The organism is Rivularia sp. PCC 7116 (assembly GCF_000316665.1).
In the GTDB taxonomy this organism is placed as follows: domain Bacteria; phylum Cyanobacteriota; class Cyanobacteriia; order Cyanobacteriales; family Nostocaceae; genus Rivularia.
Window position 1 is genome coordinate 3,731,618 of the sequence record NC_019678.1, and the last position, 15,550, is coordinate 3,747,167.

A 15,550-nucleotide genomic window follows, 5' to 3' on the forward strand; every position below is an offset into this window, starting at 1 on the left:
TCCTCAGATTATCTGGCTATAAAAGTTAAGTGTGAGAGGAAAGGAACGGAAAACTGTACTTATTGCTCAAACTGAGTTGTGGAAGGTTAAGCAAGCGATGCGAAACACAGTTATTAATCAAAAATCTAAAGACGATCTTTCGGTTGAACAAGCTTTAGTATTACCTTTAAATAAAGTTGGAATTGATGATATATCTAAAGTTGGCGGGAAAAACGCTTCGTTAGGAGAAATGATTCGTCAGTTGCAGCCAAAGGGTATAAAAGTTCCTGCCGGGTTTGCGACTACTGCTTATGCTTATCAGCATTTTATTAAAGCGGCAGGATTGGAAACCAAACTTAGAGAAATATTTGCCGATTTAGACGTAGAAGACATTGACAATCTGCGAGAGAGAGGTAGAAAAGCCAGAATTTTGATGTTGCAAACCTCTTTCCCCGAAGAACTGCAACAAGCAATAGCCCAAGCTTACAAAACACTCTGCAACCAATATGGTACTGACACCGATGTCGCAGTTCGCTCTAGTGCTACTGCTGAAGATTTACCCGATGCTAGCTTTGCCGGACAGCAAGAAACTTATCTCAACGTCCACGGATTACCCGGTGTTTTGCAAGCTTGTCATAAGTGTTTTGCCTCGATTTTTACGGATAGAGCTATTTCTTACCGTCAAATCAAAGGCTTTGACCATTTTGATGTCTCCCTTTCTGTCGGCGTACAAAAAATGGTTCGTTCCGATTTATCCACTTCCGGGGTGATGTTTTCCATCGATACCGAAACTGGTTTTAAAGATGCTGCATTAATTACAGCAGCATATGGTTTGGGTGAAAACGTCGTCCAGGGTGCCGTAAATCCCGATGAATATTTGGTATTTAAACCGACATTAAAACAAGGATATCGCCCCATTTTAGAAAAACGCTTGGGAAGCAAAGAAATCAAGATGGTTTATGAAATGGGAGGCACAAAATTAACCAAAAATATTCCCGTTCCCGTCGGCGATCGCCATCAATTTGCTTTATCAGATGAAGAAATTTTACAGCTAGCGCATTGGGCTTGTTTAATCGAAGAACACTATTGCCAAGTGCGCGGTACTTACACCCCGATGGATATTGAATGGGCAAAAGATGGCATCACCGAAGAATTATTTATCGTCCAAGCCCGTCCGGAAACCGTACAGTCACAAAAGGTAAATAACGTTCTGCGTACCTACCACTTTGTAAGAAAAACGGCACAAGTTAATAATTCTTCCCCCCCTCTCCCCCTCCCCCCCCTCTCCCCCTCCTCTTACTCCTCTCCTCACGGGACGCAGCGTAGGCGCGGCGATAGGACAAGGTAAAGCTAAAGTGATTCTGGATGTAGACAACCTAAATCTCTTTGAAGAAGGAGATGTACTAGTAACAAACCGCACAGACCCAGATTGGGAGCCAATTATGAAAAAGGCTGCTGCCATAGTAACTAATTCTGGCGGTCGTACTTGTCACAGCGCTATTATTGCTAGAGAATTGGGAATTCCGGCAGTAGTTGGTTGCGGCAATGCCACTACAACTTTAACTAGTGGGGAAGATATCACAGTTTCCTGTGCTGAAGGTGAAACTGGCAGAGTTTACCCAGGTTTATTACCTTATGAAGTAGAAGAAATACATCTGGAAAAACTGCCCCAGATTGGCACAAAAATAATGATGAATGTGGGTAATCCCGAAGAAGCTTTTGGCTTAAGTGCTATTCCTAACTCGGGTGTAGGACTTGCAAGGATGGAATTTATCATTGCCAACCAAATCAAAGCCCATCCATTAGCATTAGTTCACTTTCACGATTTAGAAGATCAACTCGAGAAATCCAAAATTTTTGAATTAACTCGCAATTACGACGATAAAACTCAATTCTTTGTAGATAAATTAGCGAGAGGAATCGGAACTATAGCCGCAGCATTTTATCCCAAACCTGTAATTGTCCGTTTGAGTGATTTCAAAAGTAACGAATATTCCAATCTATTAGGTGGTAAACAATTTGAACCCCACGAAGAGAACCCGATGTTAGGATGGCGGGGTGCGTCTCGTTACTACGACAAAAGATATCGAGAAGGTTTTGCTCTTGAATGTTACGCCATGAAAAAAGTACGTGACGAAATGGGTTTAACCAACGTTATTTTGATGGTTCCATTTTGTCGTACTCCCGAAGAAGGTCGTCGCGTTTTAGCAGAAATGGCGAAAAATGGTTTAGTCAAAGGTGAAAACGGTTTAGAAGTATATGTAATGTGCGAATTACCTTCTAACGTTCAGCTAGCTGATGAATTTTGTGAAATCTTCGACGGTTTTTCTATAGGTTCCAATGACTTAACACAGCTAACTCTTGGTTTAGATAGAGATTCGGAATTAGTAGCGCATTTATTTGACGAACGCAACGAAGCAGTCAAGCGCACAATCGCCAAAGCCATAAGCACCGTCAAGCAACACGGACGCAAAATCGGTATCTGCGGACAAGCACCTAGCGACTACCCAGAATTTGCTCGTTTCTTGGTAGAGCAAGGTATTGACTCCATGAGCCTCAATCCAGATTCCGTACTGAAGACGCTCTTAGAAGTTGCTTCGATGTAATTGGTAATGGGTAATTGGTAATAGGTAATTAGTAATGGCTATTGCTTGAAAATATTATTTTGTTACCAATCCCCAATCCCTACCAACTAACAACCAACAACTAACAACCAACAACTAATAACTAATTCTTATGTTTACTAAAATTTTGGTTTCGATTGACAATTCGGATATGACTCAGCATATTGTTGATGAAGCTGTATCTCTGGCAAAGGCAACTAGTGCAAATTTAATGTTTTTACATGTTATATGTCCATTAGATGAGCCATATTTTGACCCTTTGTTTATGCAACCAACTATTCTTTATTCAGAGTTACATAAGGAAACTCAAAAGAAGAATTTGAAAGAATGGGAAGAATTTAAGCAAAATAAAGAGAATTGGTTGCTTGATTTATGCGAATCAGCAACTTCTGCTGGTGTGAAAGCTGAATACACTCTCAATATAGGCGATCCAAGTAACAGGATTTGCGATTTTGCTGGTAGTTGGAATGCTGATGTAATCGTAATTGGTCGCCGAGGTCATCGTGGTTTCACTGAATTATTTTTGGGTAGTGTGAGTAATTATGTAATGCATCATGCACCTTGTTCGGTGTTAACAGTACAAGGACCGATTCTTTCAACTAGCGCAGCATCTCAAACTCAAGATATAGAAACTAAACCTGCTAATTGAATTAGTTTTTATACTTGGGTGGGAGCTTTATTGACTTTCTTAAATTATCTAGAGATAGGATGCATTGCATTCCTTCTCTATATACTTTATTTGAAACTTATACCTAGGAATTATTATGTCTGAATTATTAAATACTTGGGAAGTCAAAGAAAGTGAATTTCCTCATAATGGAACTGTTGAGGAAAAACTTAAATTTATTCTAAATTATGCAATTTTAGCTCCTTCTAGTCACAATACTCAACCATGGCTATTCAAGATTGATTCAGAAGCAATTTATCTTTATGCTGATAAGAGTCGCGGTTTGTTTGTTGCTGACCCTAAACATAGAGAATTAATTATTAGTTGCGGTACGGTATTGTTTAATTTACGTATTGCTCTGCATCATTTCGGCTATAAAGGTCAAATTATCACTTTTCCCAACCCAAGCAATGTAAATTTATTAGCTCGGATTAAACTTGGTTCTCCGAAAGCAGAAAGCACTGACGATCGGCTATTATTTAATGCAATCCCAAGACGACATACTAATAGACAAAATTATCAATGGTGGGATGCTCCGCAATCTTTTCTAAGATGGCTCCAGTCAGATGCGGAACAAGAAGGAGCATGGCTGCATATTGTCAAAAAAGGTACTGTTCGGCATCAGGTTTCAGAGTTAGTAGTACAGGCAGAACACTTGCTCATGAATGACCCTAATTATCGTAAGGAGTTAGCAAATTGGATTCGTCCTGCTAATAATAATACTCATGACGGTATGCCCGCTTATGCTCAAGGTATACACGAATATCTTGATTTTGCAACTCCTTTATTTGCTATGGTTTTGCGAACTTTTGATTTAGGTGATTCTATAGCCGAACGCAGTCGTAAACTTGTCGAACAATCACCAGCAATTGTAGTTTTGGGAACTAAAAATGATACCCAGGCTGGTTGGTTAGCAGCAGGACAAGCTTTAGAAAGAATATTATTAAGAGGACAAGCTGTAGGGCTTCGTAGTTCGTTTTTAAACCAACCGATTCAAGTACCGCATCTGCGAAGCAAACTCAGTCAAATATTATCTCAATCTGGTTTTGCACAAATTATTTTGCGTTTAGGTTTCTCTAAGCAAGCTAAACCAACACCAAGACGAACAGTTAATGAAGTTTTAATTTAGAAACTGTTTAAATTGCTTGCCAAGAATATAATTTATATTTTTTTATATATTGAAAGATACACTTTTCGGTGTATCTTTCCAGTTTTACAATCAGGACTTACACAATTGTTACACTATCCTGTTGGTGCGTGACACTAAAAAGGTTCTTATTACCTTTCGACATTACTCAAAGTGTCACAGCAACGGCAATAAAGCGGGAAGAGAATCTACACCGCTTTTTGCCTCCCCTACAAAAAATGTGCCGGTTGCGTAAGTCCTAACAATTTCAATCAAAGTTTATATCCAATCTGACGTAGAAAATCTTTACGGTCGGTCATATCTTGCGAAGACTCTACACCTTTGGGAGGAAACCCGTCAACAACGCCGATAATACCCCTTCCTTGTCCAGTTTCAGCCACAATTACCTCTACGGGATTTGCAGTAGCACAGTAAATAGTGCAGACTTCAGGAACTTGTCTAATAGTGTTGAGAAAATTCATCGGATAAGCATTTTTCAACAAAATAATAAAGCAGTGTCCGCAGCCTACTTTTAAAGCATTTTTCTGAGCGACTGCTTGTAAATATTGGTTATTTCCGGAATGTCGAACCAAGCAATTTCCTGATGCTTCGCAAAAAGCTAATCCAAACTTGACTTGTGTTACCTGTTGAATCATTACTTCGTGTAAGTCTTCGACAGTTTTGATAAAATGACTTTGACCAATGATAATATTACAATCTTCAGGGATTTCTACTGCAACTGTTTGAATTTTCATAATCAATATGAGCTTATTAGAGAATAATCTAAAAGTCTTATTTATCGCTTATTTATCGCTAAAATAATCTGTATTTATATTAGACAAAAACTATGGGGAAATCGTGAAGGTGTTATTTCCGGAATCAGATTTACTTATACTCGAAAAATGCTCAAATTTATGATTGTCTGGCTATATAAGTAGGTGAACAAAAATATTTACCGTCATTATTCGCTGCGCGTTCACCTTTATGTGTTCCTGAAGGGTAGTAATCCCAGCCCCTGCGGTTGCTTCGTTTCACTCGCAATGACAATGTGTAATTAATTTTGTTTAATTACCAGGACTAAGGCTGCGCGTCACACAACTCGGATGGTGCGTGACACTAAAACCCTCATTATTACGTTAAAAATCCAATTAAGTGTCACAGCACCCTACAGCATAAATGTGCCAGTTGCGGCCATTCCTAATTACTTAGGAGCAAGCAGAAATAATACCAGGAGATACGCTTCCCTAGCTGCCCATTTTGTAGAAAGATTTGATATGACTGCTAACTCTAATGTTCTCAGAAAATACTTTTGCTAAAGCGTTTCAAACAAACCCTATACCGTTAAGGGAATATTGATAAGCTGCTACGCATTTAACTTACAGCACTTTGCAGCTAAATAAGGTACAAACATTAATTTCCTGGTTGACTAAATAATATCGAGCAAAAAAATAAGCGCAAAGAATACATAGCCAGAATCGCCAGCAACCCCAGCTAAGACAATATGACATTTATTTATATTCTTCGCGCTCATAAAAATGAAGGAACTCGCAACAGGAGCATATTCAAGAGAAGTTTAGCTAGTTAGCAATTAAGAAACCAGGAAATCTTGCTGTTGTAATTGCGCCGCGTACAATGGCTTATCGACAATAGAAGTCATATCACATCGCAATTCTATTAAATAGCAAACTTAGTTTCTCAACTGCTATCAATTTAAATTACTCCAAGAATATGAGTAACTTGTGAGGAAAAGCAAAAATATTTAAAAAAGTGCATTTTTTGATGAATAAGAACCTGTTGCGCTCGGAAGATGGTTTTCCCGTGTGGCGTGCTTGGGGAAAACATTCATCTAATTGAATTTAACTACAGGTTTCCTCATAAGTTCCTCAAATTTTTGTTCTAAGTTGAAGATTGAGTAGTAACGGCTCTATTTAGATTCGATGAATACCGAATATAAACCACCCAGGAGAACTGCATCATGTTATTCCGTCAACTATTTGATGCCCAAACTTCAACTTATACCTACTTAATAGCCGATGAATCAACAAAAGAAGCAGTATTAGTCGATCCAGTAATAGAGCAAGTCGATCGCGACTACAAATTAATTAAGGAACTGGGTTTAAATCTTTATTACTGTATAGAAAGCCACATTCATGCCGACCATATCACAGCTACCTATCAACTGCGGAAACTTACAGGTTGTTTGGGTGTAGTTCCAGAAAAGTCAAAAGCTGCTTGTGCAGATGTCACAATTGAAGAAGGTGATAACTTGGGAATTGGTGCAGTAAATATTGAGGCGATTGCAACTCCCGGTCATACAAGCTGTCACATGGCATACTTAGTTAACGAAGACAGGGTATTAACCGGAGATGCACTGTTGATTCGCGGCTGTGGTCGTACTGATTTTCAAAATGGTGATGCCAGCACTTTATACGACTCAGTAACGCAAAAGTTATTTACTCTACCTTCGGAAGTATTAGTGTATCCAGCCCACGACTACCGAGGACATACTGTTTCCACCATCGGAGAAGAAAAAAGATTCAATCCTCGGTTTGCAGGGCGTACCCGCGAAGAATTTATTGAGTTAATGAACAATTTAGACCTTCCAAATCCGAAACAAATCATGGAAGCAGTTCCGGCTAACGAGATGTGTGGTAAAGCCGCAGCCTCACGGGGACGTAAGGATGGGGAGATAGGGAGATGGGGAGAAAAATTATTAACTCATAACTCCTAATTCCTAGTGGTCTGTCCCATTAGTTGTGATGGGTATAAACAAATATTTTTTTCGACCCCCTCCCTCAAAATACCTATCAAAATTTATGAGACAAAGCACTAGCTGCTAAATGCTCGCTGTTAACTGGTAACTGACATGACTCTTTATCAATTTAAAAAAGGATATATCATCATGACTAGCTTTGTTGAAAACAAACTGCAAGAGGTTGATGCTGCCAGACTCAACCAATGGATGGAAGAAGATAAGGCATTGCTAATTGATCTTAGGGAAAAAAACGAATTTGCAGCCGAACATATCCCTGGTGCTAAATTGATGCCTCTTTCCCATTTTCACCCTGAAAGAATATCGAATGAAGCACGTAGAAAAGTTGTTTTACAATGTCAATCTGGTAATTGTTCGGCTAAAATTACAGATAAAATGTTTGCGATAGGATTCAGAGATATTACTTATCTGAAAGGAGGTCTAGCAGCCTGGAAAAGTGCAGGATACCCGACTGAAGTTAGTACAGAAGAAGCAATTGACATGTTTCGCCAAGCTCAAATCTTTGCAGGGTGCTTAGTAATTTTAGGAATCATCCTGGGTGCTTTTATATCTCCGTGGTTTCTAATTATTAGTGCTTTGGTAGGTGCCCAATTAGTATTTGCCGGAGTCACGGATACTATCGCTTTAGCTTTGCTACTAGCCAAATTATCTTACAATCAGCCGAAAGTTAAGCTTGAAGATATGCTGGTTTGAATAAAATAAAATCCTCATACCATATAAATACAAAGACGTTACCGGGCGTAACGTCTCTAAATTTGTGCTGCAATAAGATAAATTTTTCAACTTTATGTTTATTCTCAGCTTCTTGCTTGTCGCGGAATAAAAATAATTAACTTCTATTTTATTTAAATATTTATAAGCGCCTTAAATTTTACTCTACAAATACGTAGCAGTGACACGTCTCTATATCTGGATAAAGTTAATCGGACATATCATTTAGAACTAGACAAAAATACCATTAGAGTTACTGTCCAACTATCTGAAAGATATTTTTGCCCAATCTCTATATTACTCAGATTTGCCATTTTATAGATGCAACAACAATTGTTGATGTAAAAATCTCATAGTATAAAATAAGTATGTTTCTCTAGAGTATTTAAAATCTTTGACAAAATAAATTTTGATAATTTTGATAAATATATTTATGATTTCAGCGAGCTAACTATTACTGCGTAGACTTTTCCTTTTTTTTCAATTTTTTCTAAGTAAGCAGTAAAATGAAAAACTCAAACCTTACACAAATCTTAAATTTGTTTTATTGTAAGGATTAAAAGTATAAAACTGCTTTTTCATAAAGGCTAGCATCCCCACTTGCATTATGCAGCAGAACCAGCAATTTTCTCTGGAACAGGCAATAGAACGCAATCCTTTGATTGTTACTCCCGATCGGCCTTTAATTGAGGTAGTTCAGTTAATGAGTCAGGGGTTGAGAAGGATTTGCGATCTCAGTCAAAATAATTCAGCAACAGATGATTCGGCAATATTGCCATCTCACACCAGTTTTGCTTTGGTAATGCAACAAGAGCAGATAATTGGTATTTTTACCGAGCGCGATATGGTGCGGCTAATTGCTGCTGATAGAATTCAGCAGGATACAACCATTGCAGAAGTTATGAGCCAAGAAGTGGTAACGCTCAAAGCTTCTGAAGTTGAAGACGTTTTTACTGTATTGAGTTTAACCTGCGATCGCAAGATTCGACATCTACCAATTGTTGATGAAGAAAACCAACTTTTAGGGGTAATCACCACCGAAGGAATGAGACGAGCGCTGCATCCTACGGAGTGGTTAAGATTTCGTCGAGTAGAAGAGGTTATGAATAAGCACATAATTAACGCACCTGGAACAGTATCGGTACTCGATACAATTAAATTGATGGTAGAGCATCAAGTTAGCTGCGTGGTAATCGTCCGCGAAAATGAAGCATTGGTTAATGAGAATGACCATACAACTGTAAAATCTCCCCCGTCTTCCCTCTCTCCTATCGGAATCATTACCGAAAGGGATATTGTTCAATTTCAAAAATTGGAGTTAAATTTAGAACGGGTTCAAGTACAAGAGGTAATGAGTACGCCGTTGTTTTTGATCGGTACGGATGAATCATTATGGAACGTACACCGAAAAATGCTATCTCATCGGGTAAGAAGATTAGTAGTAGCTGGGGAGCAAGGAGAATTACGAGGCATAATTACAGAAACTACTTTATTACAAGCTTTAGATCCCACTGAGATGTATGGGGTGCTGGAATTATTGCAGTATAAGGTTGAACGGTTAGAAGTAGAAACAAGCGAGCTATCGCAAAACTACACCGAGCAATCTCAACTTTACGAGCAAGTTCAAACTGCACTTGAAGAACGCAAGCAAATAGAAAAAGCGCTGCGCGAAGAAAGAAATTTAGTATCTGCGATCCTAGATGTTGCTGGTGCTTTAATTATTGTCCTCAATAAACAAGGAAAAATTGTCAGCTTTAACCAAGCCTGCGAACGAATTACCGGCTATAGTTTTGAAGAAGTAGAAAATAACCAGGTATGGGATTTAGTTGTTCCCGAAGACATAGAAATTACCGTAGAAGTTTTTGAGCAACTTAAAAGAGGTGAATTTCCCAATCAAAACCAAAATAATTGGGTAGCCAAAGATGGAAGTCGCCGCTTAATTAGCTGGTCAAATACCTGTTTGCTTAATGATGATGGTTCGGTTAAATATATTATTGCCACTGGAATTGATATTACTGAGAAAAAGCAATTAGAAGAAGATTTAAATCGCTTTTTTACGCTTTCTTTAGATATGCTTTGTGTAGCTGGTTTTGATGGTTATTTCAAACAGATAAACCCAGCTTTTGAAGAAATTTTGGGGTATACAAAAGCAGAATTAATTGCACAGCCCTTTCTAAGTTTCATTCATCCAGACGATGTCGCACCGACTTTAGCGGAAATGGATAAACTTTCGCGGGGAGTCAAAACGATTGCGTTTGAAAACCGCTACCGTACTAAAGATGATTCTTACAAGTGGATGCAGTGGAATGCGACTGCTTACCAACAACTAATTTATGCCGTAGCGCGAGATATTACCGAGTACAACCACTCACAAGCAAAAATCCACGAACAAGCTGCTTTACTCGATGTTGCAACTGATGCAATTATGGTTCGAGGTTTGCAAAACCAAATCTTGTTTTGGAACCAAGGTGCCCAACGTTTGTATGGTTATACCTCAGCAGAAATCTTGGGCAAAAATGCCAATGAATTACTTTACCGCGACTCTCCACCACAATTAGAAGAAATACATCAAGTATTGTTAAAACAAAATTACTGGAAAGGTGAATTGCATCAAGTTACCAAGCAAGGTAACGATATCGTAGTTTTTAGTAGTTGGAGTTTAGTTCGCGACGAGCAAGGAAATCCCAAATCAATGCTAATTGTTAATACCGATATTACCGAGACAAAGAAATTAGAAGCTCAATTTCTCCGCGCTCAACGTTTGGAAAGTATCGGTACATTATCTGGGGGGATTGCTCACGATTTAAACAATATTCTCACCCCGATTTTGGCAATTTCTCAGCTTCTGCCCTTAAAACTTCCCAAGGTAGACGAGCAAACCCAACATTTATTTAACATCCTCGAAATCAGTGCCAAACGGGGAGCAACTTTGGTGAAGCAAGTGCTATCTTTTGCCCGAGGAGTGCAAAGCGATCGCACTCCGATTCAAGTAAAGCATATTATTTCGGAAATTCAGCAATTTGCTCGCAACACTTTTCCCAAATCAATTGAAATTCAAGTTGATTTACCCAATAATTTACAGTTAATTAGCGCCGATACGACACAAATCCATCAGGTGCTAATGAATCTTTGCGTTAACGCTCGCGATGCCATGCCGCAAGGAGGTACGCTGAGTATCCAAGCTGAAAATATTGATATTGATGAAAACTACGCTTCTATGAATCTTGATGCTAGCGTGGGAAATTATGTTTCAATTACAGTTTCTGATACGGGTATGGGTATTCCTCCAGAAACTAAGATGCGAATATTTGAACCATTTTTTACTACCAAAGAACAAGGAAAAGGTACTGGATTGGGACTTTCAACCACAATTGGTATTATTAAAAGTCACGGTGGTTTTATTAATGTTTATAGCGAAGTTGGTGAAGGAACTAAATTTCAAGTTTATTTACCAGTAGTGCATACAGAAGAAACTATTCAAGATGAAAAAACAGAAATTCCTCAAGGCAACGGAGAATTAATCCTGTTAGTAGATGATGAGATGGGTATTCGGGATATTACTAAGATATCTCTAGAAAATCATAACTATCAAGTACTTACTGCTTACGATGGAATTGAAGCAATTGCGCTTTATGCCCAACACAAAAATGAAATCAGCGCCGTCTTAATGGATATGATGATGCCAGAAATGGACGGTGTAACAGCTATTCGCACGCTGCAAAGAATCAATCCTCAAGTTAAAATAATTGCCATCAGCGGATTATCTACTAGCGATAAGATAAATGCGGCGATGAGCAATGGTGCCAAATTATTTTTATCTAAACCTTATACCAGCGAAGAATTACTCAGAAAGCTGCATCAACTTCTTAATCTCAATTCGCTTTAAAATTACCTATAAAAATTTATTCTCTTTACCCGCTCTACCCACTCTAACCACTCTTCCTTCTCTTCCCCCTCTGATTCAATAAGTAATCATAAGTGGGTATGCAAAATTAATTGTGTAATTGCCAGCGACAGCGAAGCATTCAGCAAAGCTGTGGATCATCGCAAGACTCTGGGATTGCTTCGTTTCACTCCGTTCAACTCGCAATGACAAACATACAATTAATTTTGTCTAAGTACTTAAAGCTGGGAAGTTAGTTCAAAAAATCCTCACAAGTTCCTCATATTTTTATTTTACTTTATATATTGAACTTGCCAGTAATCAGATTTGCAAACTGATTGCCTTTCACAAAGATAGTTTTATATTTATTGGGCATCACCTTTAGCCTCTAAATATAAGACTATTTTCTTTAGTTTATTAATTCAAAATTATTTTTCAATCACTATTTACAGATTTTTGGCGTTGCTAAGTAAAAGTATGACTTACCCCCTTACCAGCAATTCTGGGGAAAGAAAAATCATTCAAGTCTCCGCTCTCTAGGGAGATTTAGGGGGATAAATACAAGCAAAACAAATTCATATGTCAATTCAGCAACGCCAGTTTTTTTAACCCAAAAGCGATCGCTGAAAAAAATATCACTGTTTATAATGTTGGCTGCATCGAATATTTGAAAATTTCTATATTTAAAACAACAACACCCAAGCACCTACTGGCTCAGTGATTCCTTCTTTTTCGTTATCTTCACAGGGACGTACTAATCAATGACTAGTTACGTTGCCCCCTGACTCTCACAACGAGGAATTATAAGCGTTCGAGTTGGGTGTTGTTGGTTTTCGAGACAGATTATGAAACAGTTTTCTTACCTCTTCACTTGATTTAACCTGTAATTACCAGGCTATGTTATCTGCCAGGGAAGCTTTTTTGCTTCACCTTTAATATAGCAATTACTAGAGAAAGGTAGAATATTTTGCAACGAATCTTTACCTTTAAGTTGCATCAAGATTTATCATTCGATATTGTTTACTTTTTGAATCATGTTGATACTTTGTACTGGCAAATATGTAAACTATTGTAAAGGTATGATTTGAGTTTATCTAGCTCTAACAGCGGTACCTGCTTCTATTTGTTCGCTTGGATATAAGATGACTATGTCATTCTTGTTAAGTCCTTGTTTAATTTCGACTTCGTAGTTGCTGCGATTTCCTATTTTTATGGTTTTGCGATGCGCTTTTCCATCTTTGAGGATAAATACGCACCAACTTCCGTCACAGCGGAAAATGCTGCTTAAAGGTACTTTTAAAAGGTTTTTCCCTTCCCAGACCACGATTTGCACGTCAACGCGGTAAGCATCACCAAAGTAACTAGCTGAATCAACAAAATCGCCAATTACATTTACCCGTTGTTCTTCTACTCCCAAAGCAGAAACTTTTGTAAAAGCTGATGGTTCTATCAAGCGGACTTTGGCTTTTAAAGATTTTTTAGTAGAGTTATGAAGATTATTATTTCCTTGCTCAATTAAAATTACATCTTCTGGTTTTATGTTGATTGCATCGTGCGATAAAACATCAATTACTAATTCTAAATCTTGAGGATTACCTACTTTGATTAATGGAGTGCCTTCACTGACAAAATTTGAGCTTTTTTGTAGTATCCGCAATACTTGTCCATCAATAGGTGAATAAATATTAGTCCGTGATGCATCATCTTGTAGTTTGGAAAGTTGGGCTTCAATACTAGCAATTTGAGCGTCATAGACTTTAAGTAAATAATCGGGATCGCGCTGTTCTCTTTGCAGCAGCAGTAGCTCTGCTTGTGCTGCTTCTACTTCCTTGCCTGCCGATGTTGCTGCTAAAACAGCAGATTCTAGCTCTTTTTCTTTTGTTGTTTGATTAAGTTCTGCTCTTTCTTTATCTTGATGGGGTATTGCTCCTTTTGCTGTTAATTCTTGAGCGCGTTGTGTATCTCGTCGTGCTTGAGCGAGTGCAGCTTGGGCTTGAGCTACCTCGGCTTCAGCTTGAAGTCGCTCGGCTTTAGCTGCACTGATGCGACTGCGAGTTTGCGCTAGTTTTTCTGATTTTGGTCTTAAAGTTGCGACTCCTTGACGCTGTGCTTTTGCTTCTGCTAATTTTCCCAAAGCTTCTTTGACAGCTGTATTTAACGGTAAAGGATCGATAGTTGCAACTACATTTCCTTTTTTCACAGAGTCGCCTTCATCTAACTTGATTCTATCAAGGCGACCGTTTACAGTTGCCGAAATCACAAAATCTTCTTTGATTCGAGTTTTACCTTCAGCATTTACCGTTACTTCCAGCGTACCTTGTTCGACAGGTTTCGTATCTACCAATATTGGTGTGGGACGAAAAGCGAAAACAACAAGTACGCAGGTTGTGAGTCCTATGGAAGTATAAATTAACTGCTGAGTGGTGAATTTAGGAAAACGTTTTTTGAGCCAATTAGATTTACCATCTTGCTGGTGTTTATCTTTTTGTTCGGGGAAAAATAGTTTGTTCATAAGCACTGTGATTCTAGGCTATCCGATTAATTGAGCTACCCGAATTGCCGATGCGATCGCACCTTCATGTAAGCCATCTGCTAAGTAAGCCCCTGCATGATAAGTATGGTTTTCGCCATTGGTTTCAACTACTTCATCTCGGTATCGAAAAGATTCAACTGTATACAACGGGGTATCATGTTCTAAACGTTGAATAATTTTATCTCGATTAATTAAAGATTCGATGTTAAACGCTAAGTTGTATTTAACGTCAGATGAGACACCGCATAGTTGATTAAGATAGGCATTGTATCCCCATCCCGTTGCTGTCTCGAAAAAATCAAACTCCGAAGGTTGTTTAATACCGTATCTACTATACATCGAATTATCAGTATGAATCAGGGTGGAAATTTGGTTATTTCCCCAATCCCCAAAGCGTCTAACTTCTGCAACTGTCGGATCTAATAATAGCTTTAAAACTCTATCTGGTGGAGTTGCAAACACAACTTTATCAAATCTGTAGGTTGAACCATCCGATAATTCAATTTTTACACCATCCTTAATTCTTGAGGTATATGCAACATTGACATTCAGCAAAATTTCTCCTTTGAAACGCTGCAAAATCTTTTCAATATAGGAATACACTCCCCCTTTAATTCTAAACCAGTTGATAAAAATGTAATCTCGCAGACAGAGAATCCCCAGTTCCGCAGGAAAATTATCAATCAGTTCAAACTGCATCGAATAACTGTACATCGCCAATAGTTTTATCCAAGTGTTTCTAATACATGGAGTCTTTAAAAAGTGAGATAAAGGTCGATTAGAAACAGATGCTGTTTGAGCAAGATGACTTTTTAACCAAAAACCAGCCGAACGAGCATATAAACCTTCAAGCTTGAGATATTCAATTAGTCGCTGTATTCCAGTGAAATTTTTTCGGATTGCTGTTGCAGAATGTATATGAGCACCATTTTTGAAAAACATCGTCGAAGCTAAATTTACAGGTTCTAAATCAACCTGCAATTCTTGCATCAGATTGAGAAAGTTATAAAAATTACTGGGAAATTCCAGTACTCCACCTTCTAAAAATTCGTCACAGTTAGATTGTTCTGATTTAACGTTTTTATTAAGAGTGCGAATGTGTCCCCCTAGAATAGGTTGTTTTTCAAACACCGTCACATGATGACCTTGTTTATCCAAAAGATAAGCCGTAACTAAACCACTGGCTCCCCCGCCAATAATCGCTATTCTCATTTCTTAATTCCCAGATATTAATTTGCTTTTTGATAACTGCTC

Annotated in this window: 8 protein-coding genes and 1 pseudogene; 6 read left to right on the forward strand and 3 right to left on the reverse strand. The window is 38.2% G+C overall.

Going from position 1 to position 15,550, the window contains the following annotated elements; genetic code table 11:
- Positions 1-97 precede the first annotated feature (97 nt).
- The 3 genes and pseudogenes from ppsA (at position 98) to RIV7116_RS14630 (ending at position 4,399) form a co-directional block, all read left to right on the forward strand.
- Positions 98-2,585: pseudogene (gene ppsA / locus RIV7116_RS14620) on the forward strand (phosphoenolpyruvate synthase).
- A 130-nt stretch (positions 2,586-2,715) separates the two neighbouring features.
- On the forward strand, positions 2,716-3,252 hold the full coding sequence (locus RIV7116_RS14625) for a universal stress protein (RefSeq protein ID WP_015119069.1): 537 nt from the start codon (positions 2,716-2,718) through the stop codon (positions 3,250-3,252).
- Positions 3,253-3,367: 115 nt separating this feature from the next.
- A complete protein-coding gene (locus tag RIV7116_RS14630) occupies positions 3,368-4,399 on the forward strand; it encodes a nitroreductase family protein (RefSeq protein ID WP_015119070.1) in 1,032 nt (343 codons plus the stop codon).
- Positions 4,400-4,668: 269 nt separating this feature from the next.
- Here RIV7116_RS14630 and RIV7116_RS14635 read toward each other — a convergent pair whose 3' ends face one another.
- On the reverse strand, positions 4,669-5,151 hold the full coding sequence (locus RIV7116_RS14635) for an adenosine-specific kinase (RefSeq protein ID WP_015119071.1): 483 nt from the start codon (positions 5,149-5,151) through the stop codon (positions 4,669-4,671).
- 1,220 nt (positions 5,152-6,371) lie between these two features.
- Here RIV7116_RS14635 and RIV7116_RS14640 point away from each other — a divergent pair.
- The 3 genes from RIV7116_RS14640 (at position 6,372) to RIV7116_RS14650 (ending at position 11,766) form a co-directional block, all read left to right on the forward strand.
- Positions 6,372-7,127, forward strand: coding sequence for an MBL fold metallo-hydrolase (locus RIV7116_RS14640; protein WP_015119072.1), 756 nt, complete (start codon positions 6,372-6,374; stop codon positions 7,125-7,127).
- A 171-nt stretch (positions 7,128-7,298) separates the two neighbouring features.
- Positions 7,299-7,862: a rhodanese-like domain-containing protein gene (locus RIV7116_RS14645; RefSeq protein ID WP_015119073.1), complete on the forward strand. Its 564-nt coding sequence runs from the start codon at positions 7,299-7,301 to the stop codon at positions 7,860-7,862.
- A 625-nt stretch (positions 7,863-8,487) separates the two neighbouring features.
- Positions 8,488-11,766, forward strand: a complete 3,279-nt coding sequence (locus RIV7116_RS14650; protein ID WP_015119074.1) for a PAS domain S-box protein — start codon at positions 8,488-8,490, stop codon at positions 11,764-11,766.
- Between the two features lie 1,087 nt (positions 11,767-12,853).
- On the opposite strand, the gene RIV7116_RS14655 is transcribed toward RIV7116_RS14650, so the two are convergent.
- Together RIV7116_RS14655 and RIV7116_RS14660 are read right to left on the reverse strand one after the other, a co-directional pair.
- Positions 12,854-14,275 carry an efflux RND transporter periplasmic adaptor subunit gene (locus RIV7116_RS14655; protein ID WP_015119075.1) on the reverse strand — a complete coding sequence of 474 codons (1,422 nt, stop codon included), beginning with the start codon at positions 14,273-14,275 and terminating at the stop codon, positions 12,854-12,856.
- An 18-nt stretch (positions 14,276-14,293) separates the two neighbouring features.
- Positions 14,294-15,508, reverse strand: a complete 1,215-nt coding sequence (locus tag RIV7116_RS14660; protein WP_015119076.1) for an FAD-dependent oxidoreductase — start codon at positions 15,506-15,508, stop codon at positions 14,294-14,296.
- Positions 15,509-15,550 lie beyond the last annotated feature (42 nt).

Excerpts from the sequence above, each read along its gene's own strand:
- RIV7116_RS14625 (WP_015119069.1), top strand. The coding sequence starts at position 2,716 with ATGTTTACTAAAATTTTGGTTTCGATTGACAATTCGGATATGACTCAG.
- RIV7116_RS14630 (WP_015119070.1), top strand. The coding sequence starts at position 3,368 with ATGTCTGAATTATTAAATACTTGGGAAGTCAAAGAAAGTGAATTTCCT.
- RIV7116_RS14635 (WP_015119071.1), bottom strand. The coding sequence starts at position 5,151 with ATGAAAATTCAAACAGTTGCAGTAGAAATCCCTGAAGATTGTAATATT.
- RIV7116_RS14640 (WP_015119072.1), top strand. The coding sequence starts at position 6,372 with ATGTTATTCCGTCAACTATTTGATGCCCAAACTTCAACTTATACCTAC.
- RIV7116_RS14645 (WP_015119073.1), top strand. The coding sequence starts at position 7,299 with ATGACTAGCTTTGTTGAAAACAAACTGCAAGAGGTTGATGCTGCCAGA.
- RIV7116_RS14650 (WP_015119074.1), top strand. The coding sequence starts at position 8,488 with ATGCAGCAGAACCAGCAATTTTCTCTGGAACAGGCAATAGAACGCAAT.
- RIV7116_RS14655 (WP_015119075.1), bottom strand. The coding sequence starts at position 14,275 with ATGAACAAACTATTTTTCCCCGAACAAAAAGATAAACACCAGCAAGAT.
- RIV7116_RS14660 (WP_015119076.1), bottom strand. The coding sequence starts at position 15,508 with ATGAGAATAGCGATTATTGGCGGGGGAGCCAGTGGTTTAGTTACGGCT.